Source organism: Micromonospora costi (assembly GCF_003626655.1).
GTDB classification, from domain to species: domain Bacteria; phylum Actinomycetota; class Actinomycetes; order Mycobacteriales; family Micromonosporaceae; genus Micromonospora; species Micromonospora costi.
In genome coordinates this window covers 69,131-92,322 of sequence record NZ_RBAN01000011.1, presented here as the reverse complement: position 1 = coordinate 92,322, position 23,192 = coordinate 69,131, and the positions used below count along the sequence as shown (strand labels likewise).

Here is a 23,192-nt window from a genome sequence, read left to right as displayed (position 1 = left end):
GAGGAGGCGCCATGGCCGCCACCCTCCGGGACGTCGCACGGCTCGCCGGGGTGTCCGCCAAGACGGTGTCCAACGTCGTGAACGGGTACCCGCACGTCAGTGACGAGGTGCGCCGGCGCGTCCGGGAGGCGATCGAGCGCCTCGACTACCGCCCCAACCTCGCCGCCCGGCACCTGCGCTCCGGACGCACCGGGGTGCTCGCGCTGGTCCTCGCCGGAGTGCCGTGCCCGGACGAGTTGGCGCACGCGGTCCTGCGCGGCGCGGCGGAGCGGGGCTACCGTGTCGTGATCGAGCAGGTCGTCCCCGGCCGACGCGCCGCCTCGCCGCCGCGGCGCGGCGTACCGGCGGACGGCGTCCTGCTGGGAGCGGACGTGGTGCCCCGCGAGCTGGTCGAGGCGCAGGTGGCCGCCGGCACGCCGCTCGTCCTGCTCGGCGAGGGCCGGGACGGTCGCTGCGACCGGGTCGCCGTCGACATCGCCGGCGCGGCCCGGGACGCCACCGACCACCTCCTGGGCACCGGACGCCGGAGGATCGCGGCCATCGGCGCCCATCCCCGCGAGTCCCCGTCCACGCCACGGCCCCGCACCGCCGGTTACCGCGAGGCCCTGCGCCGGGCCGGAATCACCGCCCCGCCCGGCTATGTCCGCGCCACCACCCACCACCGTCGCCGCGACGGCTACGAGGCCGCCCGAGCGCTCCTCGCGCGGCAGGACCCTCCCGACGGCATCTTCTGCTACTCCGACGCCCTGGCGATCGGGGCGATCCGCGCCGCGGTCGACGCCGGGCTGCGCGTACCGGACGACGTGGCGGTCATCGGCCTGGGCGGCAGCGAGGAGGGCCGGTACTCCCGGCCCTCGCTGAGCACGGTCGACGTCGACGTCGAGGTCATCGCCCGTACGGCGCTCACGCGGATCGTCACCCGGATCGCCTGCCCGCACGTCGCGCCGGTCGAGGTCACCGCCCCGCACACCGTCCTGCCGCGCGAGAGCGCGCCGGCCGGCTGACCGGGCCCGTTCATCGCGTGCGTAGGCGGCGCAGCGCGGCGGCCACCGTGGCGATGCCCTCCTCGATGTCGGTCGCGGTGTTGGCGGCGTACCCGAGCACGAGACCCGGCCGGTGCGCCCGCTGGCAGTGCCACGACAGGGGCTGCACCTTCACCCCGCGTTCCAGCGCGGCGGCCGCCAGCTCCGTGTCCGCCACGGCGTCGTCCAGGGTGACGAGCAGGTGCAGCCCGGCGGCCGCTCCGTGCACCGTGGCACCGGGCAGGTGCCGGCCGATGGCGGCGACCATCGCGTCGCGGCGGCGTACGTGCCGGCGCCGGAGCAGCCGCAGCTGCCGTTCCAGCGCGCCGGAGGTCATCAGCTCGGCGAGGACCAGCTGCGGCAACACGGACGTGCCGAGATCCGCGTTGCGTTTGGCGGCGACCACGGCGTCCCGGTAGCGGGCCGGGACGAGGAGCCAGCCGACCCGCAGCGCGGGGGCGAGCAGCTTGGAGACGCTGCCGGCGTAGCCGACGTGCTCCGGCAGCAGGGCGCGCAGCGCCGGCACCGGCGGGCGGTCGTAGCGGTGCTCGGCGTCGTAGTCGTCCTCGATGACCAGGCCGCCGTCGCGGGCCCAGTCGACGAGCCGGCGGCGCCGGTCGCCGTCGAGCACCACGCCGGTCGGGAACTGGTGGGCCGGGGTGAGCATCACGGCGCGGGCGCCGGTGGCCACGAGGTCGTCGACGCGCAGCCCGGCGGCGTCCACGGCGACCGGCGGGGTGGCCATCCCCCAGTTGTTGAGATGCTGCCGTACGCCCAGCGAACCGGGCTCCTCGACCGCGATCCGGTCGATGCCGTCACCGCGCAGCGCCTGGGCGAGCAGGCCGAGCGCCTGGGAGACGCCGGCGGTCACGACGACCTCGGCGGGTTCGACCGCGATGCCGCGGTTGCGGGCGAGCCAGGCGGCCACCGCGGCGCGCAGCGTGGGCGCCCCACGCGGGTCGCCGTAGCCGAAGTCGGCCGCCGCGAGGCGCCGCAGCACGGTCCGCTCGGCCCGCAGCCAGTCCGCGCGGGGAAAGGCGGCCAGGTCGGGTACGCCCGGGGTCAGGTCGACGCGGGCGGGCGCCGCGCGTACGGCGTCGAAGATGTCGCTGTCCGGAGCGGACGGGAAGAGCGCGGCCGGTGCGGGCGCGGCGGCAGGGGCGGGCCGCACGGTCGGCGTGGGCGGCGCGGCGACGACCACGGTGCCGCCCCGCCCGCGGCCGGCGACGCGGCCCTCCTCGCCCAGCCGCTGGTACGCCTCGGTGACCACGCCGCGGGAGACGCCGAGGTCGGCGGCCAGCACCCGGGACGCGGGCAGCCGGGCGCCGACCGCGATCCGCCCGTCGGCGATGGCGTCGCGGAGGCGGTCGGCGAGCCAGGCGGCCCGCCCGCCGGACGGCGCGGCGGCGATGTCGAGGTGCAGGAAGTCCGACCCGGCGGTTATGGACCTCTCGGTCGACTGCACTTTGGCCCTGCTCATCGGGCCATGGTGGCAGCAGGGTGGGTGGGGTGGCGCCCGCGGGGGTGCCACGTACCACCGCGCGGAAGGATCCTCGTGAGCATCGCGTTCCTGCTCACCACGCTCGTCGTGGTCGTCACCCCGGGCACCGGAGTGATCTACACACTGTCGGCCGGTCTGTCCCGGGGCGCCCGGGCCGGCCTGGTCGCCGCGGTCGGCTGCACGCTCGGCACGGTCCCGCACCTGCTCGCCGCGGTCACCGGACTGGCCGCGCTGCTGTCGACCAGCGCCACGGCGTTCCACGCGGTGCAGTACGCCGGTGTCGCGTACCTGCTCTACGTCGCCTGGTCGACGATCCGCGACCGCGACGCGTTCACCCCCAGCGCCGACCCGGCGCCGCGCTCGGCGCTGCGGGTCATCGTCACCGCGGTCCTCGTGAACCTGGTCAACCCGAAGCCGACCCTGTTCTTCGTCGCGTTCCTGCCGCAGTTCGTCGACCCGGCCGGCCCCGCGGCCACCCGCGGCATGCTCGCGGCCGGCGGTGTGTTCATGCTGCTCACGCTCGTCGTGTTCGCCGGCTACGGCGTGGCCGCCGCCGCGGTGCGCGACAAGGTGCTGGCCCGGCCCCGGGTCACCGCCTGGCTGCGACGCACGGTCGCCGGCACGTTCGTGGCGCTCGGCGTGTCCCTCGTCCTCACCGACCGTTAGGAGATTTCGTGCGGTTCCAGCATTCCGCGCCGGTCCGGGCGGCGTTCCCGGACCTCGTGGCCGGCGTCGTGGTCGCCACCGGCATCAGCCCGGACGTGTCCGTTGGCGCCCGGATCGACGAGTTCACCGGCCGGGCCCGCGCCCGACTGGCGGGCGGCACCGAGGCCGGTCTCCCGGAGACTCAGGCGTGGCGGCGCGCGTTCGCCGCGCTGGGCCTGAAGCCCACGCAGTACCGGTGCGCGTCCGAGGCGCTGCTGCGACGACTGCGGATCGACGGCGACCTGCCCCGACTGCACCCGCTCGTGGACCTCTGCAACGCGATCTCCGTCGCGTACGCCGTCCCGGTCGCCGTCCTCGACACCGACCGGATCAGCGGGGACCTGACCGTGCGGCACGCGCACGGCGACGAGGAGTACGTGACGTTCGGCGGCGGCGTCGAGCGGCCGGAACCGGGCGAGGTCATCTTCGCCGACGCGGACGGACGCGCCCACGCGCGGCGCTGGACCAACCGGCAGAGCGGTTGGTCGGCCGTGCACGCGGAGACGTCGCGCGTGCTCATCGTGGCCGAGGGGCTGCACGACACGGCCGCCGCGGACGTCGCCGGCCTGCTCGACACGCTGCGCGCGGAAGTGGCCGCGCACTGGTCCGCGCCGGTCGCCCACGCGCTGCTGACCGGGGCCGCGCCGGCGTTCGACGTGCCGTCGCGCGTCTGAACTCAGGCGGTCTCGCCTGAGGCGAGGTGACGGTAGCCGGGGACCGTCTCGGCGAGCCACCCGGTCACGCTGGCCAGGCCGCGCTCGTTGACCTGCGCGTCGTGGATGGTGTGCGCGTGCCGTGCGCCGACGGCCTGTGCGAACGCGATCGCCTCGCCCATCCGCATCCAGGACGCCTGCCCCGGGACCAGCAGGGTCCGCACCGGCTCGTCCGGCACGTGCAGCGCGTCACCCGGATGGTAGAGGCCGTCGCCGATCAGGTAGCCGAGGTTGGCGCAGTCGGGCTGCCCGCCGTGGATCGGCGCGTGCCGGCCACCCACGGCGGTCACGGGGAACCCGGCCACGGTGAACCGCTGGCCGGCACGCACCCGGGTGACCGGCAGCGGAGCAAGGTCGGGCAGGCGGGCGCCCTCCGGGGCGTACACCGGCACGCCGAGGCCGGCCAACCGCAGCACGTCGACGTGGTCGGTGTGCTCGTGGGTGACCAGGACGGCCTCCGCGCCGGCCAGGGCCCGCGGCTCGCTCCACACGCCCGGGTCGACGACCAGCACCCGGCCGTCGTGCTCCAGCCGCACGCAGGCGTGGGTGTACTTGGTGAGGCGCATCGCGCGATGCTAGCCCGCGTCCGACGCCGGGGCGCCGAAACGCCCCGCCGCCGACGCGACGTGCCGGACAACCCGCCCCCGGCGGCGGGGCGTGGCGGATGATCGGGGCATGGAGCAGCCAGCGCCACGGGGGCACCGGTGCGTGCCGCACACCGCCGACGTCCGCATCGAGGCGTGGGCGCCGACCCGCGAGGCGTGCGTGGCCGAGGCGGTGACCGCGCTGGTCGACACGTTCATCGACCGGGCGGGAGCGGAACCGGGCACGGAGCGCGAGTTCCGGGCCCCGGCGGCCACCGACGAGGACCTGCTGGTGACCGTACTCGACGAGGTGATCTTCCGGATGGACACGGCCGACGAGCTGCCGCTGTCCACCGAGGTGGCCGACGACGGGGCGGGGGGCCTGGTGGTGTGCTGGCGGGTCACCGGTACGGACGCGGTCGAGCTGATCGGCGCGGTCCCCAAGGCGGTGTCCCTGCACGAGCTGCGGTTCGGTCCCACGGGCGACACCTGGTCGTGTGCGGTGACCCTGGACGTCTGACCGGCGGCCCGCCGGAGCCGTCCCGCCCGTCCGGCGGCCCGCCGAGGGCCCGTTCAGCCCTTCACCACGCCGACCGGCACGAGCCGCGCCACCTTGCGGCACAGCCCGGCGCCCTCGGCCGACTCGACCACCGCCGAGACGTCCTTGTACGCCGCGGGCATCTCCTCGGCCAGCCCGCGCCGGGACGCCCCGCGTACGGCGATGTCCTGCGCCTCCAGTTCCCGGCGCGGGTCGCCGCCCTTCTCGGCCTTGACGGCCTGTTTGCGGCTCTGCACCCGTCCCGCGCCGTGGCAGGTGGACGCGAAGGCGGGTGAGCCGGGCACGCCGGTGAGCACGTACGACCCGGTGCCCATCGAGCCGGGGATCAGCACCGGCTGGCCCACGTCGCGCAGGTCGGCGGGAAGGTCCTCGTGGCCCGGGGGCAGCGCCCGGGTGGCCCCCTTGCGGTGCACGCACAGGGCGCGCCGGACGCCGTCGACCTCGTGGGTTTCGATCTTGGCGAGGTTGTGCGAGATGTCGTACACGAGGTCGAGGCGGTGCCCGACCTCGCGGGCGAAGACCTTGCGGGCGGCGTCGGTGAGCAGCTGCCGGTTGGCGCGCGCGTAGTTGGCGGCGGCCGCCATCGCGCCCAGGTAGGCGCGGCCCTCGTGCGACGACACCGGCGCGCAGGCCAGCTGGCGGTCCGGCACGTCGATGCCGTGGCGGGCCATCACCTTCTCCATGCCGCGCAGGTGGTCGGTGCAGATCTGGTGGCCGAGCCCCCGCGAGCCACAGTGGATCATCACGCAGACCTGGCCGGGGTGCAGGCCGAACGTGGCGGCCACCGCGTCGTCGTACACCTCGGCGACGGCCTGTACCTCCAGGAAGTGGTTGCCCGAGCCGAGGCTGCCGACCTGGCGCGCGCCGCGCTCGATCGCCCGCTCGCTCACCTGCCCCGGGTTCGCGTCGCTCACGGCGCCCTGGTCCTCGCACCGTTCCAGGTCCCGCTCGACGCCGAACCCGCGTTCGACCGCGTACCGGGAGCCACCACGCAGCACCCCGTCGAGTTCGTCGCGGCCCGTGAGGTGCCACACCGCGCCCTTGCCCATGCCGCGCGGCGTGGCCTCGGCCAGGCCGTCCATGAGCGCGTCCAGCCGGGGGGTCAGCTCCGCGCGGTCGAGGTCGGCGGCGAGCAGGCGTACCCCGCAGGAGATGTCGAAGCCCACGCCGCCCGGCGAGACGACCCCGCCGTGCTCCAGGTCGGTGGCGGCCACGCCGCCGATCGGGAAGCCGTAGCCCCAGTGCACGTCCGGCATGGCGTACGAGGCGTCGACGATGCCGGGGAGCGTGGCCACGTTCGCCACCTGGTCCAGCGACCGGTCGGCTCCGGCGTCCGGCAGCAGCGAGCGGGTCGCGAAGACCACGCCCGGTACGCGCATCGGGTCGTGCCGGTCGATCCGGAACCGGTACGGCGACTCCTCCACCAGCTCCACGTCATTGCGGCTACCCCGCTCCGCCGTGCTTACACGCGCGCCGGGCTCACTGCCGCTGCGCGCCGCGACCCGGCCCGTTCGCGGGCGCCGGCCGGCGCATGGCCCACACGTGCGGGCCACCTCCGGGCACGTCGACCTCCCCGGTCACCACGAAGCCGAGCCGCCGGTAGAACCGCACGTTCTCCGGCGACGAGGTCTCCAGGACGGCCGGAAGCCCGGCCCGCTCCTGCTCGGCCAGCCCCGGCTCCAGCACCCGACCGCCCAGCCCCCGGCCCTGCTCGGCGCGCCGGACACCCACGCCGGCCAGCAGGAACGCCGGCTGTGCCGTGCGCAGCGGGGCGCACGCGGCCTCCGCCGCGACCATCGCCGGGTAGCGGTCACCGGCCAGCTCGGCGTCGCGGGTGGCGACGGTCGCCCAGACGTCGTCGGGCACCGGCCGGTCCGGGCACATCCACACCGCCACCGCGTGGAGCCGGCCGGCCGGGTCCAGGGCGGCCCACACGTCGCCGTACGGCAGGCCGACGGCCTCGATGGTCAGCGCGAACAGGCCGGTGAGCCGGTCCCGGTGCCGGTCCGCGGCGACCGTCCAGCTCGTCCAGGCGTACCCGTCGAAGGCGTCGGCGAGCACGTCCGCCGCCTCGGCCACCTGCTCGTGGCCGATCCGGCGCACCTCCACCCCACTCCCCCCGTTCGCTCGCGGTTTCCGGATCTTCGCACGCGGCCCGCCCGTTGTCCGCGGATAACCGGGTCCGGTCGCCGTCCCGATCATCGACGTGTCGCGACCGCGGGGGCCGGGTACTGCGCCCACCATGCCCGCACGTTTCGAGGACTACCCCCGTGTCGCCATCGTCACCGGCGCCAACTCCGGCATCGGCAAGGCCTGCGCCGTGGCGCTCGCCGAGGCCGGCTTCGACGTCGGCATCACCTGGTACGGCGACGCCGACGGCGCGCGGCGCACCGCGACCGAGGTCCGCAACGCCGGCCGCCGCTGCGAGGTCGCCGAGATGGACCTGACCCGGCTGCCCGACGCCGCCGACGTCGTCGACGAGCTGGCCGACCGGCTGGGCGGCGTGGGCGTCCTGGTGAACAACGCGGGCACCGGCGCCTCGGCGCCCTTCGTCGACACCGGGTGGGCCCAGTGGCGAGAGGTGCTCTCCGTCGACCTGGACGGGCCGTTCCTCTGCGCGCAGCGGGCCGCCCGGCGGATGCGCGCCGCCGGCACCGGCGGGCGGATCATCTCCATCACCAGCGTGCACGAGCACGCGCCGCGGGTCGGCTCCGCCGCGTACTGCGCCGCCAAGGGCGGGCTCGGCCTCCTGACGAAGGTGATGGCGCAGGAACTGGCCGCGGACGGGATCACCGTCAACGCCGTGGCGCCCGGCGAGATCGCCACGCCGATGACCGGCCAAGAGGACGTCGACCCGTTCACGCAGGACCGGCCGGGGGTTCCGGTGGGTCGGCCCGGCGACGCCCGGGAGGTCGCCGCCGTGGTGGCGTTCCTCGCCTCCCCCGCCGCCGCGTACGTCACGGGCGCGTCCTGGCCGGTCGACGGCGGCATGCTCATGATGGGCCCGCAGGCCAACGCCCTCACCACGGACGACTGGCGGCACGTCGGGTAGCGGTGGCGCGGGCGCCGACCCGCGTGATCGACTTCCCGTCGCCGACCCGCACGCCGGGTGACCGCCGGAGCGCGGGACAATGGCGGGGCACCGGCGCGCCCGCGCCGGCGCGGGCCCACGGTGGCGACGGGAGAACGGACGGCGTGTCGGAAACCCCCCGGTCGGCGACACCGGCGCGGAACGACCTGCGCGCCGACTGCGCCCGCTGCTTCGCGATCTGCTGCGTGGCGCCGGCCTTCGCCGCGTCCGCCGACTTCGCCATCGACAAGCCCGCCGGCCGGCCGTGCCCGAACCTGCGCACCGACCACCGCTGCGGCATCCACGCCGACCTGCGGGGCCGGGGCTTCACCGGCTGCACGGTGTTCGACTGCTTCGGCGCCGGGCAGCAGGTCGCGCAGGTGACCTTCGGCGGGCGGGACTGGCGGGAGGCCCCGGAGACCGCGGGCGTGATGTTCGACGTGTTCGCGGTGATGCGGCCGCTGCACGAGCTGCTCTGGTACCTCACCGAGGCCCTGGCACTGACCGTGCCGGCCGCGCTTAGCGAGGAGCTCGACCGGGCCCACGCCGAGACCGTACGGCTCACCGGGCGTGACGCGCGGGAGCTGCTGGCGCTGGACGTCGGCGCGTACCGGGACCGGGTCAACCCGCTGCTGTCCCGGGCGGGGGACGCGGCGCGGGCGCGCGGCGGGCGGCCCGGCGCCGACCACCGCGGCGCGCCGCTGTTCGGCGCGGACCTGCGCGGCGCCGACCTGCGTCGGGCCAACCTGCGCGGCGCGCTGCTGATCGGGGCCGACCTGCGCGGGGTGGACCTGCACCTGGCCGACCTCACCGGGGCCGACCTGCGGGGCGCCGACCTGCGCGCCGCCGACCTCTCCGGCGCCCTCTTCCTGCACCAGTCCCAGCTCGACGCCGCCCGCGGCGACGCCCGCACACGGGTGCCGGCACGGCTGCGACGGCCGGCGCACTGGACGTCGCTGCCGGTCGTCCCGACGCGCCGCCCGTCCCGGACCGCTCCCGCCACGGGACGCGGCCGGCGCCGCTGACGGCGGCGGCCTACGACCCGCCGTCGCGCAGCCCCTCGTGGACCGGACAGGCCGGGCAGCGCGCCCGGTCACAGAGCCGGCAGAGGTACGCGAGGCTGCGCCGATCGGTGACCTCGTGGCGCAGGAGGGTCCGGGCGACGTCCGCGAGGTTGTCCCGCTGCTCGTCGCTGAGCGGCGCCAGCACCTCGGCGAGCGCCGTCTCGCGCGCCCGCAGGACGTCCTGCGCCGCGGCGACGCCCTCCGGCGTCAGGTGCAGGGCCCGGCTGCGCGCGTCCGCGCCCGGGCGTCGCTCCACCCAGCCGTGCTCGCCCAGCCGCCGAACCAGGTGCGCGGCCCCGGGCTGGGTGAGCCCGAGCACCTGGCGCAGCCACTCGGCGGTCACCCCGGGCTGGTCCTTCAGCACGACCAGGGCCTCGGCCAGGGCGCCGCCCGCGCCGGCCGGGCCGGTGACCGCCGCGCGCATCCGGGAGCCGACGAGCAGGGCCAGCGCGCCGAGCAGGTTGGGGGCACCCGCGTCGGGTAGATACATAAGTCATGAATGTACCTGGGCGGGCGGTCGTCCTCATCGTCGTGATGAACCTCGCCTACCTGCCCGTGGCCATGCGGCAACTCCTCGTCGTCCTGCTCGGCCACCACAACACCGGCAGTTTCACCACCGCGGGTATGGCCGGCGCCGCCTGCGGAATCGGGCTGGCACTCACCGCGCCGATGGCCGGACGCCTGCTCGGACGGCTCGGCGACCGGCCGGTCCTGCTCGCCACCGGCGTCGGCCACCTGGGCGCCCTGCTGGGGCTCGCCGTCGTCACCGACCCCGCGGGATTCGTGGCGCTGGCCGCAGCGGCCGGGCTCAGCAGCCCGCCGGTGCTGGCCGCCGGGCGCGCCCGCCTCGCCACCCTGGTCCCCGCTCCGGAGCTGGGCCGCGCCTACGCCGTCAACGCCGTCGGGCAGGAGGTGCTCTACGTGGGCGGTCCGCTCGCCGTGACGCTGAGCCTCGCGGTGACCGGCCCGGCCGGCGCGCTGCTGGGCTTCGCCGCGGTCGGGAGCGTCGCGCTGGTGGCCACGGCGGTCGTGAGCACGGGCGGCCCCGGCCGCGGCTGGACCGGGACGGCCACCACCTCGCTCGCCGGCCGGGCCACCCTCCGGACCCTGATCGGCACGCACGTCGCGTACACCACGTGCATGGGCGCGATGTGGGTGCTGGTGCCGGCGTTCGCCGCCGCCGTCGGGCGGCCCGGGCAGGCCGGACTGCTGGTCGCGGTCTGGTCGGCCGGCAGCCTGGCCGGCGGTCTCCTGCTCGCGCGCCGCGGCCGGCCAGGCACCCCCGGCCGGGCGTACCTGGGGTTCCTCGCGGCGTTGACGGTCACCTCGTTCGCGTTGCCGCTGCCGCGCAGCGTGCCGCAGATGGCCGTCGCCCTCGCCGTCTTCGGGCTCGGCCTCGCCCCCTGGCTGGCGGTCACCGACGAGATCCTGGCCCTCACCACGCCCGCGCCGCGGCTCGCCGAGGCGTACGGCTGGCTGCTCACCGCCGGGCAGCTCGGCATCTCCCTCGGCGCGGCCACCAGCGGCGCGGTCAACGACCGGTTCGGCAACGCCGCCGCGTTCCTGGTGGTCGGTGCGGCGCTGACCCTCGCCCTCGGCACGGCGGGCCTCCGCCGCCGTACGCTGCGCGCGCCCGCCCCGGCGGCCACGAGCCGGGCGGCCCACCCGGTGGCGCCGGGCTGACGTTTCGCCGGTTCGCCCCCGGGTAGCCACCGCCGAGGCGGAGACGGCAGCGACGGGAGGCGACCGTGGGCTTCAGAACGCGGCAGGGCAAGCAGCCGGTCGATCCGGAGCACGCCGAGGACGAGGCCGGCCAGCGCCCGCTGGTCCAGGTCGAGGCGGACACCGACGTCCCGCCCCCGGACGACACCGACGTACGGCCCGACATCGTCACCGAGGACGACGGGTCGGGTGTGGCCGGCGGCTCCTCCGGCAGCAGCAGCGGCGGTTCCGGGATGCCCGGACACCCCGACGCGGCCCGCTGACGGGGGTTTGCGGCCCGGTCGACGGGGCAGGAGTCCGGCATGACCGACGAACGCATCCACCGCGCCGACACCGACGAGCCCGACGGCGTCACCGCCCTGCAGGCGTCGCTGCGGCAGCCCGGCGAGTCGCTCCCCGGCGCCACCACCGGCGACGACCTCGCCGACCTGCCCGCCGAGGACGCGTCGCCGGCGGGCGACACCAGCCGCGCCGGGTACGACGTGGACGCCGTCTCCGGCGCCGTCGACCCCAACCCCTGACCCGGGCCCGGTCAGCGGGCGGGGACCCCCGCGCGAGCCTCGGTCATGCCGCGGTTGGCCAGCGCGTCGGCGCGTTCGTTCTCCGGATGGCCGTTGTGGCCCTTGACCCACAGCCAGGTGATCTGGTGGCGGGCGCAGGCCGCCTCCAGCCGCTGCCACAGATCGGCGTTCTTCACCGGCTGCTTGGCGGCGGTGCGCCAGCCGTTGCGCTTCCACGACGCCAGCCAGCTGGTGATGCCGTTGCGCACGTACGTGCTGTCGGTGTGCAGCTCGACGGCGACCGGCCGGGTCAGGCTCTCCAGAGCCTGGATGGCGGCCATCAGCTCCATGCGGTTGTTGGTGGTCGGGGTCGCCTCGCCGCCGCACAGCTCCCGCTCGTGGCCGCCGTAGCACAGCACCGCGCCCCAGCCACCGGGCCCCGGATTGCCGCTGCACGCACCGTCGGTCCAGATCTGCACCACTCTGCCGGCGTCCACCATGCCGGCAACCTACCCGCCGCGGGGTCCGTGGGATGCCGCCGGGCCCTCAGGCGCCCTCGCGTGTCCCGCCGTCGCCACCCGGCGTGACCCGGTGCAGCAGGCGGAAGCGCTCGGCCACCACGAGGGTGTCGTCGTCCACGGTGAAGTCCGGGTCGCCGAGTTCGGCGCGGACCTCGGGGGTGTGCCAGAACTCCTCGTGCCCGGCCCGCCAGCCGGCCACCGACTCGTCGCCCTCCCCCTCGTCGAGCGCGTGCCGCAGGTCCACGTCGGCGAGCCGGAGAACCCGCACGTCGGTCGTCTCGATCACGGCGACGGGCCGCTGCGCCGAGTCCACCACCACCGACCGGTCGCCGACCTGTGGCAGGGGCTCACCCGCCCGCTCGTACCCCAGCGCGAGGGCCGTCGTCGTGGTCTTCGCACCGGCGAGGATCGCCGCCACCAGCTTGTCCCGCAGCGGGCCGGGGAACGCGAACTCCGCGTGAGGAAGATCATCGAACGGCATCGGCCCAGAATAGCGGCGCTCGGCTAGGGTCCCGTGCGTGGAGCGACACGTCACCTTCGACCGGTTGCACAACTTCCGCGACCTCGGGGGGTACCGGGCCGACGACGGACGCACCGTGCGGTGGGGCCTCGTCTACCGGTCCGACTCGCTCGGCAAGCTGACCGGCACGGACCTGGAGCGCTTCCGCCAGCTCCGTGTGCGTACGGTGATCGACCTCCGCTACCCGTGGGAGATCGCCGCCCGCGGCCGGGTGCCGGACGTGGACGGGTTGGCCTGGCACAACCTGAGCATCGAACACCGCCCCTACGACCAGGCGACCATCGACCCGGCCCTCGACCCGTGGCGCTACCTCGCCGACCGCTACGCCGAGGTGGCCGCCGACGGGGCGCGGGAGCTGCGCCGGGCGTTGGAGGTCATCGCGGGCGCCGACGGGCCGCTGGTCTTCCACTGCGCGTCCGGCAAGGACCGGACGGGCCTGCTGGCCGCGCTGCTGCTCGCCCTGCTCGGCGTCGACGACGACCAGATCGCCGAGGACTTCGCGTTGACCGAGCTTGCCACCGAGCGGCTGGTCGCCGACTGGCACGCGCTGCACCCGGACAGGACGCTGGTCTGGCCCGGCTACGGGCGAGCGCCCGAGGAGATCATCCGCCTCGTCCTGGCCGACCTGGCCGCCGCGCACGGCTCGGTCCGGGGCTACGCGGCCGACCGGCTCGGTGTCGACGACGACCTTGTGGGACAGCTGCGCGACCGGCTGCTCGACGGCTGAGGCGGCGGCGCGGCGCGATCGCGGCAGGCGTACGGCGGCCGCGCGAAATTGGCGCGCCCCCACGAACCCGGCTCTGGCAGAGTCGATCTCCATGAGCGGTGACTGGGACGGGCTGTGCGCCGAGGTGCAGAAGACGATCGACGAGTTGGTGGCCTCCGGCCGGGAGTCCGGCGTGCAGGTCGCCGCGTACCTCGGCGGGCGGGCGATCCTCGACGTGCGGGCGGGCGTCGCCGACCGGGCCACCGGCCGGCCGCTGACCGCCGACGCGCCGATCTGGAGCGTCTCCACCGGCAAGGGCCTCACCTCGACCGTCGTGCACGTGCTGGCCGAACAGGGCCGGCTCGACTACGACCTGCGGGTGGCCGAGGTGTGGCCGGAGTTCGCCCGGCACGGCAAGGACGGGATCACGCTGCGGCACGTGCTCACCCACACCGCGGGCGTGCCCACCCTGCCGTCCGACGTGACACCCGAGGACTTCGCCGACTGGGACCGGATGTGCGCGATCCTCGTGGACGCCGAGCCGATCGCGCCGCCCGGCGAACTGACGGCCTACCACGCGTGGACGTTCGGGTGGCTCGTCGGTGAGGTGGTGCGCCGGGTCACCGGCCGCCGGATCTCGCGGGTGCTCGCCGACGAGGTGGCCGGCCCGCTCGGTGTGGCCCGCGAGCTGTACCTCGGCGTACCGGAGTCGGAGCTGGACCGGCTCGCCCCGGTCGAGGACCGCAACCTGTCCGTGCTGTTCGACTACGCCAGCACCGCCCTGCCGAACTTCGACCGGGTCGCCCCGCCCGCCGTCCGCCCCGGCGCCGAGGTCGGCCGCCGCCGGGACGTCCTCGCCGCCGACGTGCCGGCGACCGGCACCATGACGGCCCGCGCGGTCGCCCGGATGTTCGCCGCGCTGATCGGCGAGGTCGACGGCGTACGGCTCATCTCGCCGCGCCGGTTGGCGGAGGTCACCACGCCCGGGACGGCGCCGGGCCCGGAGTGGGTCTTCGGGCAGGAGATTCGCTGGGGGCTGGGGTACGCCCTGGAGCCCGACGGGGCGTTCGGGTCCTCCGGCAGCGGCGGCAGTGTCGCGTACGCGTACCCGGAGCTGGGGTTGACGGTGGCCGCCACGAAGACGCTGCTCTCGGCGGGTGACGGCGACCCGATGGAGGACCTGCGGGCGCTCGTCCGGGACGCGGTCCTGGCCCGGGAGGGGCGGCACTCGTCGGGCCCGGTGACCCGATGATCGACGAGGCGCGCGGCCAGGCGGTGATCCGGCCGGCCGAGCCGGCCGACGTGCCGGTGCTGCACCGGTTCATCGTCGAGCTGGCCGAGGCCGAGGACTTCCCGGGAGAGGTCACCGCCGCGCCGCGGGACGTGGCGCAGGCGCTGTTCGGGGACCGGCCGGTGGCCGAGGCCGTGGTCGCCACGGTCGACGCGGAACCGGTCGGCTTCGCCCTCTACTACCCCACGTACAGTACCATCCTCGGCCGGCCCGGCATCCACCTGGAGGACCTGTACGTGCGCCCGGAGTGGCGCGGAGCCGGGCTGGGCCGCGCGCTGCTCGCGCACCTCGCGGAGCTGGCCGTCCGTCGCGGCGGCGCCCGTCTGGAGTGGTGGGTGCTGCGGACCAACGACCCGGCGCTGCGCTTCTACCGGCGGTTGGGGGCCCGCACGCTCGACGAGATCGAGGTGCTGCGCCTCGACGGCGACGCGCTGCGGGGGCTGGCCGGCGGCGGGCCGATCGGCTGAGGTCAGGCGCCCGCGCGGTCGGGCCGAACCGGGGCGGCGCCGTCGCGCGCCGGGCCCGGCGCGGCACCGTCGCCAACCGGGCCGGAGGCGGCGCCGCCGTCAACCGGGCCGAAGGCGCCGGCGCCGCCAACGGGGCCGGGCGCGGCCTCGTCGCGCATCGGCCCGGGCGCGACGCCGTCGCGGACGGGCGCCGGGACGGGCGGCGCCGGTCGCGGCGGGCGGAGCCGGTCGCGCAGCCGGTGCAGCGCGTCCCCCGCGGTGGCGGCGACCATGGGCAGCGGCCGGGTCGACCGCATGACGGCGAGTTCCTCGGCGGGCGTCGTCGTGCCGTCGAGGAACCGCAGCACCCGCTCGGCGGGGTTGCGGTCGAAGAGCCGGTCGAAGAACTCGGGCCCCCCGACCGGGCCCCGGTCCAGCGCCCGCAACGCGACCGCGTCCATCCAGCGGTGCCGGCGGGGGTACGCGGGCTCCGGCACGGGCGGGCGGCCGGCCACGAGCGCGGCCGCGATCTGCTCGGCCTGCCGGCGCATCGCCGAGAAGGTGAAGCCGGTGGAGGGTCGGGTCGCGCCCCCGGCGGTGCCGAGGCGGACCACCCGGGGCGACGGCCGGGCGACGAACGGGCCGTCGGTCATCGGGATCACGCCGTTCTCCACCTCGCGGACGGTCAGCCGGCCCGGGTCGAGGCCCAGCAGGTCCCGGTAGCCGGCCAGCGCGGCGTCGTAGCCCGCGCCGCCGAGCAGGGTGGGTCCGAATTCGGTGTACTCGACCAACGCGTACCGGTCGCTGACCGGCAGGACGTAGCCGAAGGAGACGCCCCGGGACGGTTGCCGGGTGCGGAAGTCCATGAGCACGGCGCGGCCGGGATCGAACACGGGCGTGTCCGCCGCGAGCCACCAGCCGCGGAAGTGTTGCAGCCACCGGGTGCGGCCGGGCCGCGCGGGCGGGCGGGGTCGGGAGTCGAGCACCCAACCGGCCCGGACGGTCGGCCCGCCGCCGGCGGTGCGGACGCGCACCCGCTCGCCATCGTCGTCGACCCGGTCGACGGCGGCGACCACCCGGGTCACGCCGAGACGCCGCTCCGCCTCGGCCGCCCGGTCGTAGAGCGGGCCGGACCGGAGCATGGCGTACCGCAGCGGGGCGAGGTCGAGCGTCCGCCGCGCGGCGGGGGTGACGACCTCCACCTGCTGCCAGCTCGCACTGAGCAGCGGGTCGAGATCACCGCCCGGGCGGTCCCAGAACGCCCACGTCCGGTCCTGGCCGCGCCGGTGCACCGGGTCGACGACGGCCACCCGCAGCCCCCGGATCCCGCGCCGGTCCAGCGCGGCGAGGACGAGGGAGGCCGCGCCGCCGCCCCCGACCAGGGCGAGGTCCACGTCGACCGGTGCCGTGTCGCTCATCCGTCCACGCTGCCACATCGCGCTCCTGCCGGCGTCGCGGGTCTCGCGGTGCCGACCGCCGGAGCGGTCAGGAGACCCAGCAGATGACGGCGTCGCCGTTCTTCGCCGCCGCCGTGAAGTACTCGCGGACGTGCGGCAGGAAGTGGGCGACCCAGTCCAGCTCTCCCGGGCGGTCCCAGACCGCCGGGTAGATCTCGGCGCGTTGCAGCTCGGCCGGGTCGACGCCGTCGATCAGGGCCGCCCCGGTGAGGTCGGCTAGCGCGGTGGCGGCCTCGGCGACCTGCTCGGGCGTGAGGTAGCGGGGCGGCCCGTAGCCCCAGTCGGTCTCGGGGTCGGTCAGGATCTCCTGGGCGGCCTCCCAGTCGTCGGGGAGCGCCACGAACCACTGCTCGCCGGACACGATCGACACCGGGAAGCCCCGGCGGTCGAGCAGGAAGTCCAGGGCGTGCCAGGCCTTGTCGGTGCCCGAGAACCGGGGATCGGCCGGGCGCTCGGCCTCCTCCGCGTCCTCGACCCGCCGCGCCAGGTCGTACGCCCAGTCGAGGTCCTCCCCCGCCCGCGCCAGCTCCGCCGGCGAGACCCGCAGCCAACTCCCGTACATGCCCATGGCGCGAACCTAGCCGCCGCCTCCGACAGTGTGATCAGCCGGTGAGGGCGGGCGTGTCCGTCCCGGACGCCGGCGGGTCGGCGTACGCCCGGGCGACGGTGGCGCGGTCGAAGACCCGCCAGGTGGCGGCAGAGACCGCGATCGCCACCACGAACCCCACCCAGTACGGCGCGGTCAGCCCGAACCTCGCCGCGACCACCCCGCCGAGCAGGGCGCCGAGGCAGTTGCCGCCCGCGGCCACGAACAGCGTGGTGCTGGCGACCCGGCCCTGCAACGGTTCCGGGGTCAGCCGCTGGCGCAGCGAGTTGGCCACGATGTTCCACAGCGAGCTGTGCACGCCGAACGCGAACAGGGCGAACCCGATCAGCGGCGCGCTGCGGGAGGCGGCGAGCGCGAGGTGCAGGCCGGCCTCGACCAGCAGGCCGACGCGTACCGTCCAGGTGGCGCCGACGCGCGCGATGAGCCGGTCGCCGACCACCGCCCCGAGGACGCCACCGGCGGCCAGGCAGGTGAACAGCGCCCCGTAGCCGACCGAGCCGAGCCCGAGCCGCCGCGTGGCGAGCAGCACGAGCACGGCGACCGCCGCGGTCAGGGTGACGTTCAGCAGCCCGATGAGGACGGCCATGGTGCGCACCAGTCGCTGCCCGGCCAGCCAACGGAACCCCTCCACGATCTCGGCCCGCACCGAGCGCCGGCGCGGCGCGCCGTCCGGACCGCCGGGCGCGGCGGCCCGGTAGCTGCCGCCCACGAGGGCGATCAGGACCGCGCTGAGGGCGTACGTGGCGGCGTTGACGACGAACGGGCTGCTCGCCGCCGTCGCGAACAGGAAGCCGCCGAGCGGACCGGCGAGCATGCCGTGCATGAGGGTGGTGCCGCCGTTCAGCCAGCCGTTGGCGCGTTCGAGCCGGGAACGGGGCACCACGGCGGGCAGCAGCGCCTGGCCCGCCGCCCGGAACACGATCTCGCCGGTGTTCACGACGAACAGGACGGCGTAGAGCAGCGCGACCCCGGCCCACCCGGTCATGATCGCCGTCGCCAGCACGGCCAGCGCGGCCACGCGTACCCAGTCGATGACGACCATCAGCCGCCGCCGGTCGACCCGGTCGACCAGCACGCCGCCGGGCAGGGCGAAGAGAAGCCACGGCAGCCACGCCACGGCGGACGCCGCCGCGACCACGAGCGGATCGTCGCTGCGGGAGGCGACGAACAGCGGGGCCGCCACGGTCGCGAGACCGCTGCCGAGCGCCGAGAGGGTGCTCGCCGCCCACAACCTCGCGAACCTCGGCCCGAGCCGCTCCCCCGTCACGGCGAGCGAACCTACCAGGGCCTCCGGCGGGCCGCCCCCGGGTTTCGACCGGGGCGTGGGCACGGGTCGGGCTGGCGGCGGACAGGGTGACCGGACGACCGGCACGGCCCGACCCAGGCGGCGTTTTCGCAGCTCCGTCCCCCTGTGAGGCGGACACGTGACGGCAAAGAAGAATTCTCATTTTCACCGGATCGTGGGGCCAACCGCCCTAGTGTTGGGCACACCGGTGCTAGTCGGAGTTGGCCACCCGAACGACGTCCCACGTGCTCAGCGGACGAAAAGTGAGGGAACACGCGTATGAAACCGAAGACAGTCCTCGTGTCGGCGGCGGTCGGCGTAGGTCTCGGCACGCTCCTGCTGCCGGGCGCCGCCCTCGCCGAGACCATCGTGTCCCCGGCCAGCACCCCGGTCGGCGGCACGGTCGTGCTCACCGCCACGACGTGCAACCCGAAGTCCGGCGACGCGATCTTCCGCGTCACCGGCCCGAACCGCGACCAGAACGTCCGCTCGACCACGGCCGCGCCCGGCGGCGGGCTGAGCGCCGAACTGTTCACCGCCGGATTCACCCTCGGCACGTACACGGTGACCGCCACCTGCGGCGACGGAAGCGCCGCCGGAAGCGCCACCTTCACCGTCACGCCGATCGGCGGCGCGCCCGCCGGCGCCGGCGGCCGGGGCGACGGCACCGGCGCGCTCGCGGCGGGCGGTACCCTCCTCGGCGCCGCCGCGGCCGGCACCGTCCTGCTGCTGCGCCGCCGGCGCGCCGCGTCCCCGGTCGCGTAGGGCGTGGGTTCGAGTCCCCGATCGAGCCGAGGCGGAGTCCTGGGACTTCGACACAGGCCCTGAACCGACGCCCACCATCCCTGGGCACGGGTGCCCGCACCGGCACGGCCGGTGCGGGCACCCACGGCGGGAAACGGAGGTGCACCCGTGCGGCGGATCCGCGCGAACGCGCAGCCGACGGCGCTGGCCGTGGTGACCGTCGCGCTGCTGGCCACGACCGGCCTCGGCCTGGTCGCGGCGGGCCTGGACGCGGCCCCACCCCGACCGCCGCGGCCCGAGGCCGCCACGCCGGCGCCCACCAGTCCCCCGCCGGACCTGCCGCCCCTCCCCGCGTCGGCGCCGACGCTCGTGCGGATCCCCGCGATCGGCGTACGGGCCGAGGTCGTGCCGGTCGGTGTGGACGCCGCGGGCGTGCTGGAGGTGCCACCGACCGACCGGCCGGAGGTCGCCGGCTGGTACCGGTACGGGATCAGCCCCGGCGAGACGGGCAACGCCGTCCTCGTCGGGCACGTCGACTCGCCGGCCGGCCCGGCGGTCTTCTTCGACCTCGGCCGGCTGCGCCCCGGCCAGACCATCCGGGTCGCCCGGGCCGACGCGACCGTGGTGACGTTCACCGTGGACCGCGTCGCCGTGTACGCCAAGGACCGCTTCCCCGGCGACGAGGTGTACGGCCCGGCCACGGTGGCCGGTCTCCGACTGGTCACCTGCGGCGGCCGGTTCGACGAGCGCTCCGGCAACTACACCGACAACGTCGTCGTGTTCGCCACCCGCACCGCCTGACCGGCACCGCCGGTCCCCGCCCGAACCGGAGTCGGTGGCAGCGCGCCGCCCCGCGTACGGTAGGCCGGCAGCCGGCGACGCGGAGGTGGGTTGTGGATCAGCGAACGGCACGGCTCCGACCCGGTCCGGGCCTGCACGCCCTCCTCGACCGGCTGCTGGGCCGCGGCCCCGGCCGGACCGTCCCCGCCCCGCGTACGTCCAACCCGGACGCCGTCGTCGACTGCGCCGTCTACGTCCACGGCCGGCGTGAGCCCGGCCGCCCGCACTTCGCCGACGCGTACGCCCGCAGCCGCCACGGCCGGGACGCGTTCGTCTGGCTCGGGCTGCACGAGCCGGACCCGGCGGTGATGGCCGCCGTGGGCCGCGTGTTCGGCCTCGACGAGCTGGCCGTGGAACAGGCGCTCGCGGACGGGCACCGCCCGACCGTGCAGCGCCACGCCGACGTGACCCTGCTGGTGCTGCGCACCGCGGGCTACGTGGAGCACGACGAGCTGACCGAGGACTCCGAGGTGATCGACACGGGGGACGTCATGGTGTTCGTCGGCGACCGTTTCGTGGTCACGGTCCGGCACGGCGCGGCCGGGGCGCTCACGTCCGTGCGCGCCGAGATCGAGCGGCGCCCCGCGCTGCTGGCCGAGGGTCCCTGGGCGGTGGCGTACGCGGTCTGCGCCCGCATGGTGGACCTCTACCTGGAGGTCGCCGGGCACGTCGAGCGGGACCTGGAGCGGGTCGAGGAGAGTGTCTTCGCGCGCGACCGGGCCGCGGACATCCCGCAGCTGTACCAGCTCAAGCGTGAGGTGGTGGAGTTCAAGCGGGCGGTGCTGCCGCTGCAGACCCCGCTGCGGACGCTCCTCGACGCGCACCCGGCGAACCCGCCGCGCGCGCTGCACCGGTGGTTCGCCGACGTGGACACCCGGCTCGCGCGGGCGGTGGACCGGGTCGCCGCGTACGACGACCTGCTCACCTCGATCGTGCAGTCCCGGCTGGCGCAGCTCGCCGTCGAGCAGAACAACGACATGCGCAAGATCGCCGCCTGGGCGGCCATCGCCGCCGCCCAGACCGGCATCGCCGGGATCTACGGCATGAACTTCGCGCACATGCCCGAGCTGGCCTGGCGCTACGGCTACGCCGGCGCGCTCGGCCTCATGGCCGTGGCCGCGTTCACGCTCTACCGGCTCTTCCGCCGCTCCGGCTGGCTGTGAGGCGCCTACGGGTGGTGGCGGCGCAGGAAGGAGCGCACCTGCTCGCGGGCGTTGTCGGCGATCTCCGGGCCGTGGGTGAAGGCGGCCAGGTCGTACTCCAGCTCCCCCAGCACGTGCGCGGTCTCCTGGGTCATCCGGAAGTCGGTGCACAGGACCTTCACCGGCCACCGGATGCCGGCCACGTTGAACAACGCGTCACCGGTGATCAGCACCCGCGTGGGCTCGTGCAGCAGGGAGACGTGACCCGGGGAGTGCCCGGGCGTGTGCACCACGCGCAGGCCGCCGGCCACCGGGAGCAGGTCGCCGTCGGCGAGCGGCTCAGCCACCTCGACGGCCGGGAACCGGCCCCCGGAGAGCCGGGCGAACAGCCGGCCACCGGACACCGTGGGATCCCGCGGCGGGGCCTGGCCCGCCCGCGCGTACTCGACGTCGGCGGCGTGCGCGACGACGGGGGCCCCGGTGCGCCGGGCCACCTCCGCGGCACCGCCGGCGTGGTCCGGGTGCGCGTGGGTGAGGACGATCCGGACGACGTCGGCGGGGCTCTTGCCGATGGCGGCCAGACCGCGCACGATCCGCGCCGGCGCGCGCTTCACCCCGCAGTCGACCAGCGTGACGCTGCCGTCGTCGTCGACCAGGGCGTACGAGTTGACCAACGCCCGGGCCGCGGTGGGGATGCGCCAGACGCCGGGGGCGAGCGGTACCGCGGGAGAACGCGCCATGCCGGGGAGCGTACGGGACCGTGTCCATCCCGCCGGTGACCCGCGCCGCGGGACGTACGCCCGCCGCGCCCGGCCGGGCGGCCGCCGCTAGCCTCGCGGAGTGATGTGGAAGCGGTACGTGGCGATCGGCGACAGCACCACCGAGGGGCTGGACGATCCCGACGGCGCCGGCGGCTACCGGGGCTGGGCCGACCGGTTCGCCCTCGCGGTGGCGCGGGCGCAGGGCGGGCTGGAGTACGCGAACCTGGCGATCCGGGGGCGCACCACGGCCCGGATCCGGGCCGAGCAGTTGCCGGTGGCGCTCGGTCTCGCCCCGGACCTGGCCACCGTGGTGGCCGGCATGAACGACGTGCTCCGCCCGTCGTTCGACGTCGAGCGGGTCGCCGCGGACGTGGCCGCGATGCAGCGGGCGCTGGTCGCACAGGGCGCCACGGTGCTCACCTTCACCCTGCCCGACCCGGTTCCCGTGATGCCGGTCGCCCGCCCGCTGCGCGGCCGGGTGCTGGCCCTCAACGCGGCGCTACGGGCCGTCACCGCGCGGACCGGGGCCACCCTGCTGGACCTCGGCGCCCACGCGGTCGCCAGCGATCCCCGGTTGTGGAGCGACGACCGGTTGCACGCGAACAGCGCCGGCCACGAACGGATCGCGGCCGCCCTGGCGCACACGCTGGGGCTGCCCGGCACCGACGACTCCTGGGCCCGTCCACTGGTCGCCGCGCCGCGTCGGCGCCGGCCGGAGGTGATCCGCGCGGAACTGGCCTGGACCCGCCGGCACCTGCTGCCGTGGCTCGCGAGGCACCTGCACGGCCGGTCGTCGGGCGACGAGCGGGTGGCGAAACGCCCGGTGCCGCTGCCGGTCGACCTGGGCTGACGCCCGGTCGACCGGCAGCCCCGGACCGCTCAGTCCAGGTCGGTGCAGACGTCGTGCGTCGTGCCGTGCACCATCGTGAGGGTCTTCTCCAGCGTCGGGGCGAACTCGACGACGTACACCCCGTCGATGAGCCAGAGCCCGCGCGGCAGCGAACCTCCGTTCTCCCGGAATCCGAACAGCACCGGGCCGGTGACGTACCAGGTCATCGAGCCGTCCGGGCCGTACTCCACGAACGCGGTGCCGCTCGCGTCCACCTCGGTGCTCGCACCGGTCTCCAGGTTCGTCACCACACTGATCAACGCGCCCGTGTAGAGCTCCCGACGGGGCGAGCCGTCCGGGTACACCGCGAGCACGAGCTTGCGCACCTCGTCCACCACCGGCTCGACCCGGACGGCGAAGTCGCACCGCGCGCCGGCGGGCTGCTCGAACGGCTCCTGTGGAGCGGGAACCCAGCCGCCGTGCTGGCTTCCGCGCTCGTCCGCCGCCGCGGGCGCTCCGGTGGATCCGGTCACGGCGAGCACGACCGCCGCCAGGGCCGCTCCGAGTCTTGTTGTCCAACGCATGGTCACTCCATCAGTGTTC

Annotated in this window: 27 protein-coding genes and 1 pseudogene; 16 read left to right on the top strand and 12 right to left on the bottom strand. The window is 75.9% G+C overall.

Going from position 1 to position 23,192, the window contains the following annotated elements; all coding sequences use genetic code 11:
- Positions 1-11: 11 nt before the first annotated feature.
- Complete coding sequence (locus D7193_RS32110) at positions 12-1,004, top strand: LacI family DNA-binding transcriptional regulator (RefSeq protein WP_120783428.1); 993 nt, start codon at positions 12-14, stop codon at positions 1,002-1,004.
- Positions 1,005-1,014: 10 nt separating this feature from the next.
- Here D7193_RS32110 and pdxR read toward each other — a convergent pair whose 3' ends face one another.
- Positions 1,015-2,502 (bottom strand): MocR-like pyridoxine biosynthesis transcription factor PdxR, encoded by a 1,488-nt coding sequence (gene pdxR / locus D7193_RS32105; RefSeq protein WP_120783427.1) that lies wholly within the window; start codon positions 2,500-2,502, stop codon positions 1,015-1,017.
- Positions 2,503-2,577: 75 nt separating this feature from the next.
- Between pdxR and D7193_RS32100 the strand changes: the two genes are divergently transcribed.
- Together D7193_RS32100 and D7193_RS32095 are read left to right on the top strand one after the other, a co-directional pair.
- Positions 2,578-3,189, top strand: coding sequence for a LysE family translocator (locus tag D7193_RS32100; RefSeq protein ID WP_120783426.1), 612 nt, complete (start codon positions 2,578-2,580; stop codon positions 3,187-3,189).
- Positions 3,190-3,197: 8 nt separating this feature from the next.
- A complete protein-coding gene (locus D7193_RS32095) occupies positions 3,198-3,902 on the top strand; it encodes a B3/B4 domain-containing protein (protein ID WP_120783425.1) in 705 nt (234 codons plus the stop codon).
- 2 nt (positions 3,903-3,904) lie between these two features.
- Here the strand turns inward: D7193_RS32095 and D7193_RS32090 are convergent, their stop codons facing one another.
- A complete protein-coding gene (locus D7193_RS32090) occupies positions 3,905-4,507 on the bottom strand; it encodes an MBL fold metallo-hydrolase (RefSeq protein WP_120783424.1) in 603 nt (200 codons plus the stop codon).
- Positions 4,508-4,616: 109 nt separating this feature from the next.
- Between D7193_RS32090 and D7193_RS32085 the strand changes: the two genes are divergently transcribed.
- Complete coding sequence (locus D7193_RS32085; RefSeq protein WP_120783423.1) at positions 4,617-5,045, top strand: archease; 429 nt, start codon at positions 4,617-4,619, stop codon at positions 5,043-5,045.
- A gap of 53 nt (positions 5,046-5,098) precedes the next feature.
- Here D7193_RS32085 and D7193_RS32080 read toward each other — a convergent pair whose 3' ends face one another.
- Together D7193_RS32080 and D7193_RS32075 are read right to left on the bottom strand one after the other, a co-directional pair.
- The gene (locus tag D7193_RS32080) at positions 5,099-6,517 is read right to left on the bottom strand and encodes an RtcB family protein (protein ID WP_120783422.1); all 1,419 of its coding nucleotides are present in this window, start codon (positions 6,515-6,517) and stop codon (positions 5,099-5,101) included.
- A 46-nt stretch (positions 6,518-6,563) separates the two neighbouring features.
- A complete protein-coding gene (locus D7193_RS32075; protein WP_120783421.1) occupies positions 6,564-7,193 on the bottom strand; it encodes a GNAT family N-acetyltransferase in 630 nt (209 codons plus the stop codon).
- 133 nt (positions 7,194-7,326) lie between these two features.
- Between D7193_RS32075 and D7193_RS32070 the strand changes: the two genes are divergently transcribed.
- On the top strand, positions 7,327-8,136 hold the full coding sequence (locus D7193_RS32070) for an SDR family oxidoreductase (protein ID WP_120783420.1): 810 nt from the start codon (positions 7,327-7,329) through the stop codon (positions 8,134-8,136).
- Between the two features lie 143 nt (positions 8,137-8,279).
- Positions 8,280-9,179, top strand: a complete 900-nt coding sequence (locus D7193_RS32065; protein WP_120783446.1) for a pentapeptide repeat-containing protein — start codon at positions 8,280-8,282, stop codon at positions 9,177-9,179.
- Positions 9,180-9,189: 10 nt separating this feature from the next.
- Here the strand turns inward: D7193_RS32065 and D7193_RS32060 are convergent, their stop codons facing one another.
- Positions 9,190-9,708: a MarR family winged helix-turn-helix transcriptional regulator gene (locus D7193_RS32060; protein WP_120783419.1), complete on the bottom strand. Its 519-nt coding sequence runs from the start codon at positions 9,706-9,708 to the stop codon at positions 9,190-9,192.
- A 5-nt stretch (positions 9,709-9,713) separates the two neighbouring features.
- Between D7193_RS32060 and D7193_RS32055 the strand changes: the two genes are divergently transcribed.
- The 3 genes from D7193_RS32055 to D7193_RS32045 all read left to right on the top strand — a co-directional run bounded on the left by D7193_RS32055 (position 9,714) and on the right by D7193_RS32045 (position 11,461).
- Positions 9,714-10,901, top strand: coding sequence for an MFS transporter (locus D7193_RS32055; protein ID WP_120783418.1), 1,188 nt, complete (start codon positions 9,714-9,716; stop codon positions 10,899-10,901).
- 65 nt (positions 10,902-10,966) lie between these two features.
- Positions 10,967-11,203 carry a preprotein translocase YidC gene (locus D7193_RS32050; RefSeq protein ID WP_120783417.1) on the top strand — a complete coding sequence of 79 codons (237 nt, stop codon included), beginning with the start codon at positions 10,967-10,969 and terminating at the stop codon, positions 11,201-11,203.
- Between the two features lie 39 nt (positions 11,204-11,242).
- Entirely contained in the window at positions 11,243-11,461 is a 219-nt protein-coding gene (locus tag D7193_RS32045; RefSeq protein WP_120783416.1) for a hypothetical protein, read from the top strand.
- 11 nt (positions 11,462-11,472) lie between these two features.
- Here the strand turns inward: D7193_RS32045 and rnhA are convergent, their stop codons facing one another.
- A complete protein-coding gene (gene rnhA, locus D7193_RS32040; protein WP_120783415.1) occupies positions 11,473-11,940 on the bottom strand; it encodes a ribonuclease HI in 468 nt (155 codons plus the stop codon).
- A gap of 46 nt (positions 11,941-11,986) precedes the next feature.
- Positions 11,987-12,442: an ASCH domain-containing protein gene (locus D7193_RS32035; protein ID WP_120783414.1), complete on the bottom strand. Its 456-nt coding sequence runs from the start codon at positions 12,440-12,442 to the stop codon at positions 11,987-11,989.
- 37 nt (positions 12,443-12,479) lie between these two features.
- On the opposite strand from D7193_RS32035, the gene D7193_RS32030 reads away from it, so the two are divergent.
- The 3 genes from D7193_RS32030 to D7193_RS32020 all read left to right on the top strand — a co-directional run bounded on the left by D7193_RS32030 (position 12,480) and on the right by D7193_RS32020 (position 14,945).
- Positions 12,480-13,208 carry a tyrosine-protein phosphatase gene (locus tag D7193_RS32030; protein ID WP_120783413.1) on the top strand — a complete coding sequence of 243 codons (729 nt, stop codon included), beginning with the start codon at positions 12,480-12,482 and terminating at the stop codon, positions 13,206-13,208.
- 91 nt (positions 13,209-13,299) lie between these two features.
- Positions 13,300-14,439 carry a serine hydrolase domain-containing protein gene (locus tag D7193_RS32025; protein WP_120783412.1) on the top strand — a complete coding sequence of 380 codons (1,140 nt, stop codon included), beginning with the start codon at positions 13,300-13,302 and terminating at the stop codon, positions 14,437-14,439.
- On the top strand, positions 14,436-14,945 hold the full coding sequence (locus D7193_RS32020) for a GNAT family N-acetyltransferase (protein ID WP_120783411.1): 510 nt from the start codon (positions 14,436-14,438) through the stop codon (positions 14,943-14,945). The genes D7193_RS32025 and D7193_RS32020 overlap by 4 nt, the downstream gene beginning before the upstream one ends.
- Positions 14,946-15,103: 158 nt before the next feature.
- Here D7193_RS32020 and D7193_RS32015 read toward each other — a convergent pair.
- From D7193_RS32015 to D7193_RS32005, 3 genes and pseudogenes are all read right to left on the bottom strand, one after another.
- Positions 15,104-16,342: pseudogene (locus D7193_RS32015) on the bottom strand (lycopene cyclase family protein); the annotation flags it as partial.
- A gap of 67 nt (positions 16,343-16,409) precedes the next feature.
- Positions 16,410-16,949 carry a YfbM family protein gene (locus tag D7193_RS32010; protein WP_241563700.1) on the bottom strand — a complete coding sequence of 180 codons (540 nt, stop codon included), beginning with the start codon at positions 16,947-16,949 and terminating at the stop codon, positions 16,410-16,412.
- 34 nt (positions 16,950-16,983) lie between these two features.
- Positions 16,984-18,255, bottom strand: a complete 1,272-nt coding sequence (locus tag D7193_RS32005; protein WP_120783410.1) for an MFS transporter — start codon at positions 18,253-18,255, stop codon at positions 16,984-16,986.
- Between the two features lie 297 nt (positions 18,256-18,552).
- Between D7193_RS32005 and D7193_RS32000 the strand changes: the two genes are divergently transcribed.
- From D7193_RS32000 to D7193_RS31990, 3 genes are all read left to right on the top strand, one after another.
- Positions 18,553-19,038, top strand: coding sequence for a hypothetical protein (locus D7193_RS32000; RefSeq protein WP_120783409.1), 486 nt, complete (start codon positions 18,553-18,555; stop codon positions 19,036-19,038).
- Positions 19,039-19,185: 147 nt separating this feature from the next.
- On the top strand, positions 19,186-19,818 hold the full coding sequence (locus tag D7193_RS31995) for a class F sortase (protein WP_120783408.1): 633 nt from the start codon (positions 19,186-19,188) through the stop codon (positions 19,816-19,818).
- A 92-nt stretch (positions 19,819-19,910) separates the two neighbouring features.
- A complete protein-coding gene (locus D7193_RS31990) occupies positions 19,911-21,020 on the top strand; it encodes a magnesium and cobalt transport protein CorA (protein WP_120783407.1) in 1,110 nt (369 codons plus the stop codon).
- Between the two features lie 5 nt (positions 21,021-21,025).
- Here the strand turns inward: D7193_RS31990 and D7193_RS31985 are convergent, their stop codons facing one another.
- Positions 21,026-21,739: an MBL fold metallo-hydrolase gene (locus D7193_RS31985; protein ID WP_120783406.1), complete on the bottom strand. Its 714-nt coding sequence runs from the start codon at positions 21,737-21,739 to the stop codon at positions 21,026-21,028.
- A 103-nt stretch (positions 21,740-21,842) separates the two neighbouring features.
- Between D7193_RS31985 and D7193_RS31980 the strand changes: the two genes are divergently transcribed.
- Positions 21,843-22,610, top strand: a complete 768-nt coding sequence (locus tag D7193_RS31980) for an SGNH/GDSL hydrolase family protein (RefSeq protein WP_120783405.1) — start codon at positions 21,843-21,845, stop codon at positions 22,608-22,610.
- 29 nt (positions 22,611-22,639) lie between these two features.
- Here the strand turns inward: D7193_RS31980 and D7193_RS31975 are convergent, their stop codons facing one another.
- A complete protein-coding gene (locus D7193_RS31975; RefSeq protein WP_120783444.1) occupies positions 22,640-23,173 on the bottom strand; it encodes a hypothetical protein in 534 nt (177 codons plus the stop codon).
- Positions 23,174-23,192 lie beyond the last annotated feature (19 nt).

Excerpts from the sequence above, each read along its gene's own strand:
- D7193_RS32020 (WP_120783411.1), top strand. The coding sequence starts at position 14,436 with ATGATCGACGAGGCGCGCGGCCAGGCGGTGATCCGGCCGGCCGAGCCG.
- D7193_RS32055 (WP_120783418.1), top strand. The coding sequence starts at position 9,714 with ATGAATGTACCTGGGCGGGCGGTCGTCCTCATCGTCGTGATGAACCTC.
- D7193_RS31980 (WP_120783405.1), top strand. The coding sequence starts at position 21,843 with ATGTGGAAGCGGTACGTGGCGATCGGCGACAGCACCACCGAGGGGCTG.
- D7193_RS32090 (WP_120783424.1), bottom strand. The coding sequence starts at position 4,507 with ATGCGCCTCACCAAGTACACCCACGCCTGCGTGCGGCTGGAGCACGAC.
- D7193_RS32010 (WP_241563700.1), bottom strand. The coding sequence starts at position 16,949 with ATGGGCATGTACGGGAGTTGGCTGCGGGTCTCGCCGGCGGAGCTGGCG.
- D7193_RS32045 (WP_120783416.1), top strand. The coding sequence starts at position 11,243 with ATGACCGACGAACGCATCCACCGCGCCGACACCGACGAGCCCGACGGC.
- D7193_RS32110 (WP_120783428.1), top strand. The coding sequence starts at position 12 with ATGGCCGCCACCCTCCGGGACGTCGCACGGCTCGCCGGGGTGTCCGCC.
- D7193_RS31985 (WP_120783406.1), bottom strand. The coding sequence starts at position 21,739 with ATGGCGCGTTCTCCCGCGGTACCGCTCGCCCCCGGCGTCTGGCGCATC.
- pdxR (WP_120783427.1), bottom strand. The coding sequence starts at position 2,502 with ATGAGCAGGGCCAAAGTGCAGTCGACCGAGAGGTCCATAACCGCCGGG.
- D7193_RS32025 (WP_120783412.1), top strand. The coding sequence starts at position 13,300 with ATGAGCGGTGACTGGGACGGGCTGTGCGCCGAGGTGCAGAAGACGATC.
- D7193_RS32035 (WP_120783414.1), bottom strand. The coding sequence starts at position 12,442 with ATGCCGTTCGATGATCTTCCTCACGCGGAGTTCGCGTTCCCCGGCCCG.
- D7193_RS32060 (WP_120783419.1), bottom strand. The coding sequence starts at position 9,708 with ATGTATCTACCCGACGCGGGTGCCCCCAACCTGCTCGGCGCGCTGGCC.
- D7193_RS32070 (WP_120783420.1), top strand. The coding sequence starts at position 7,327 with ATGCCCGCACGTTTCGAGGACTACCCCCGTGTCGCCATCGTCACCGGC.
- D7193_RS32085 (WP_120783423.1), top strand. The coding sequence starts at position 4,617 with ATGGAGCAGCCAGCGCCACGGGGGCACCGGTGCGTGCCGCACACCGCC.
- D7193_RS31975 (WP_120783444.1), bottom strand. The coding sequence starts at position 23,173 with ATGCGTTGGACAACAAGACTCGGAGCGGCCCTGGCGGCGGTCGTGCTC.
- D7193_RS32000 (WP_120783409.1), top strand. The coding sequence starts at position 18,553 with ATGAAACCGAAGACAGTCCTCGTGTCGGCGGCGGTCGGCGTAGGTCTC.
- rnhA (WP_120783415.1), bottom strand. The coding sequence starts at position 11,940 with ATGGTGGACGCCGGCAGAGTGGTGCAGATCTGGACCGACGGTGCGTGC.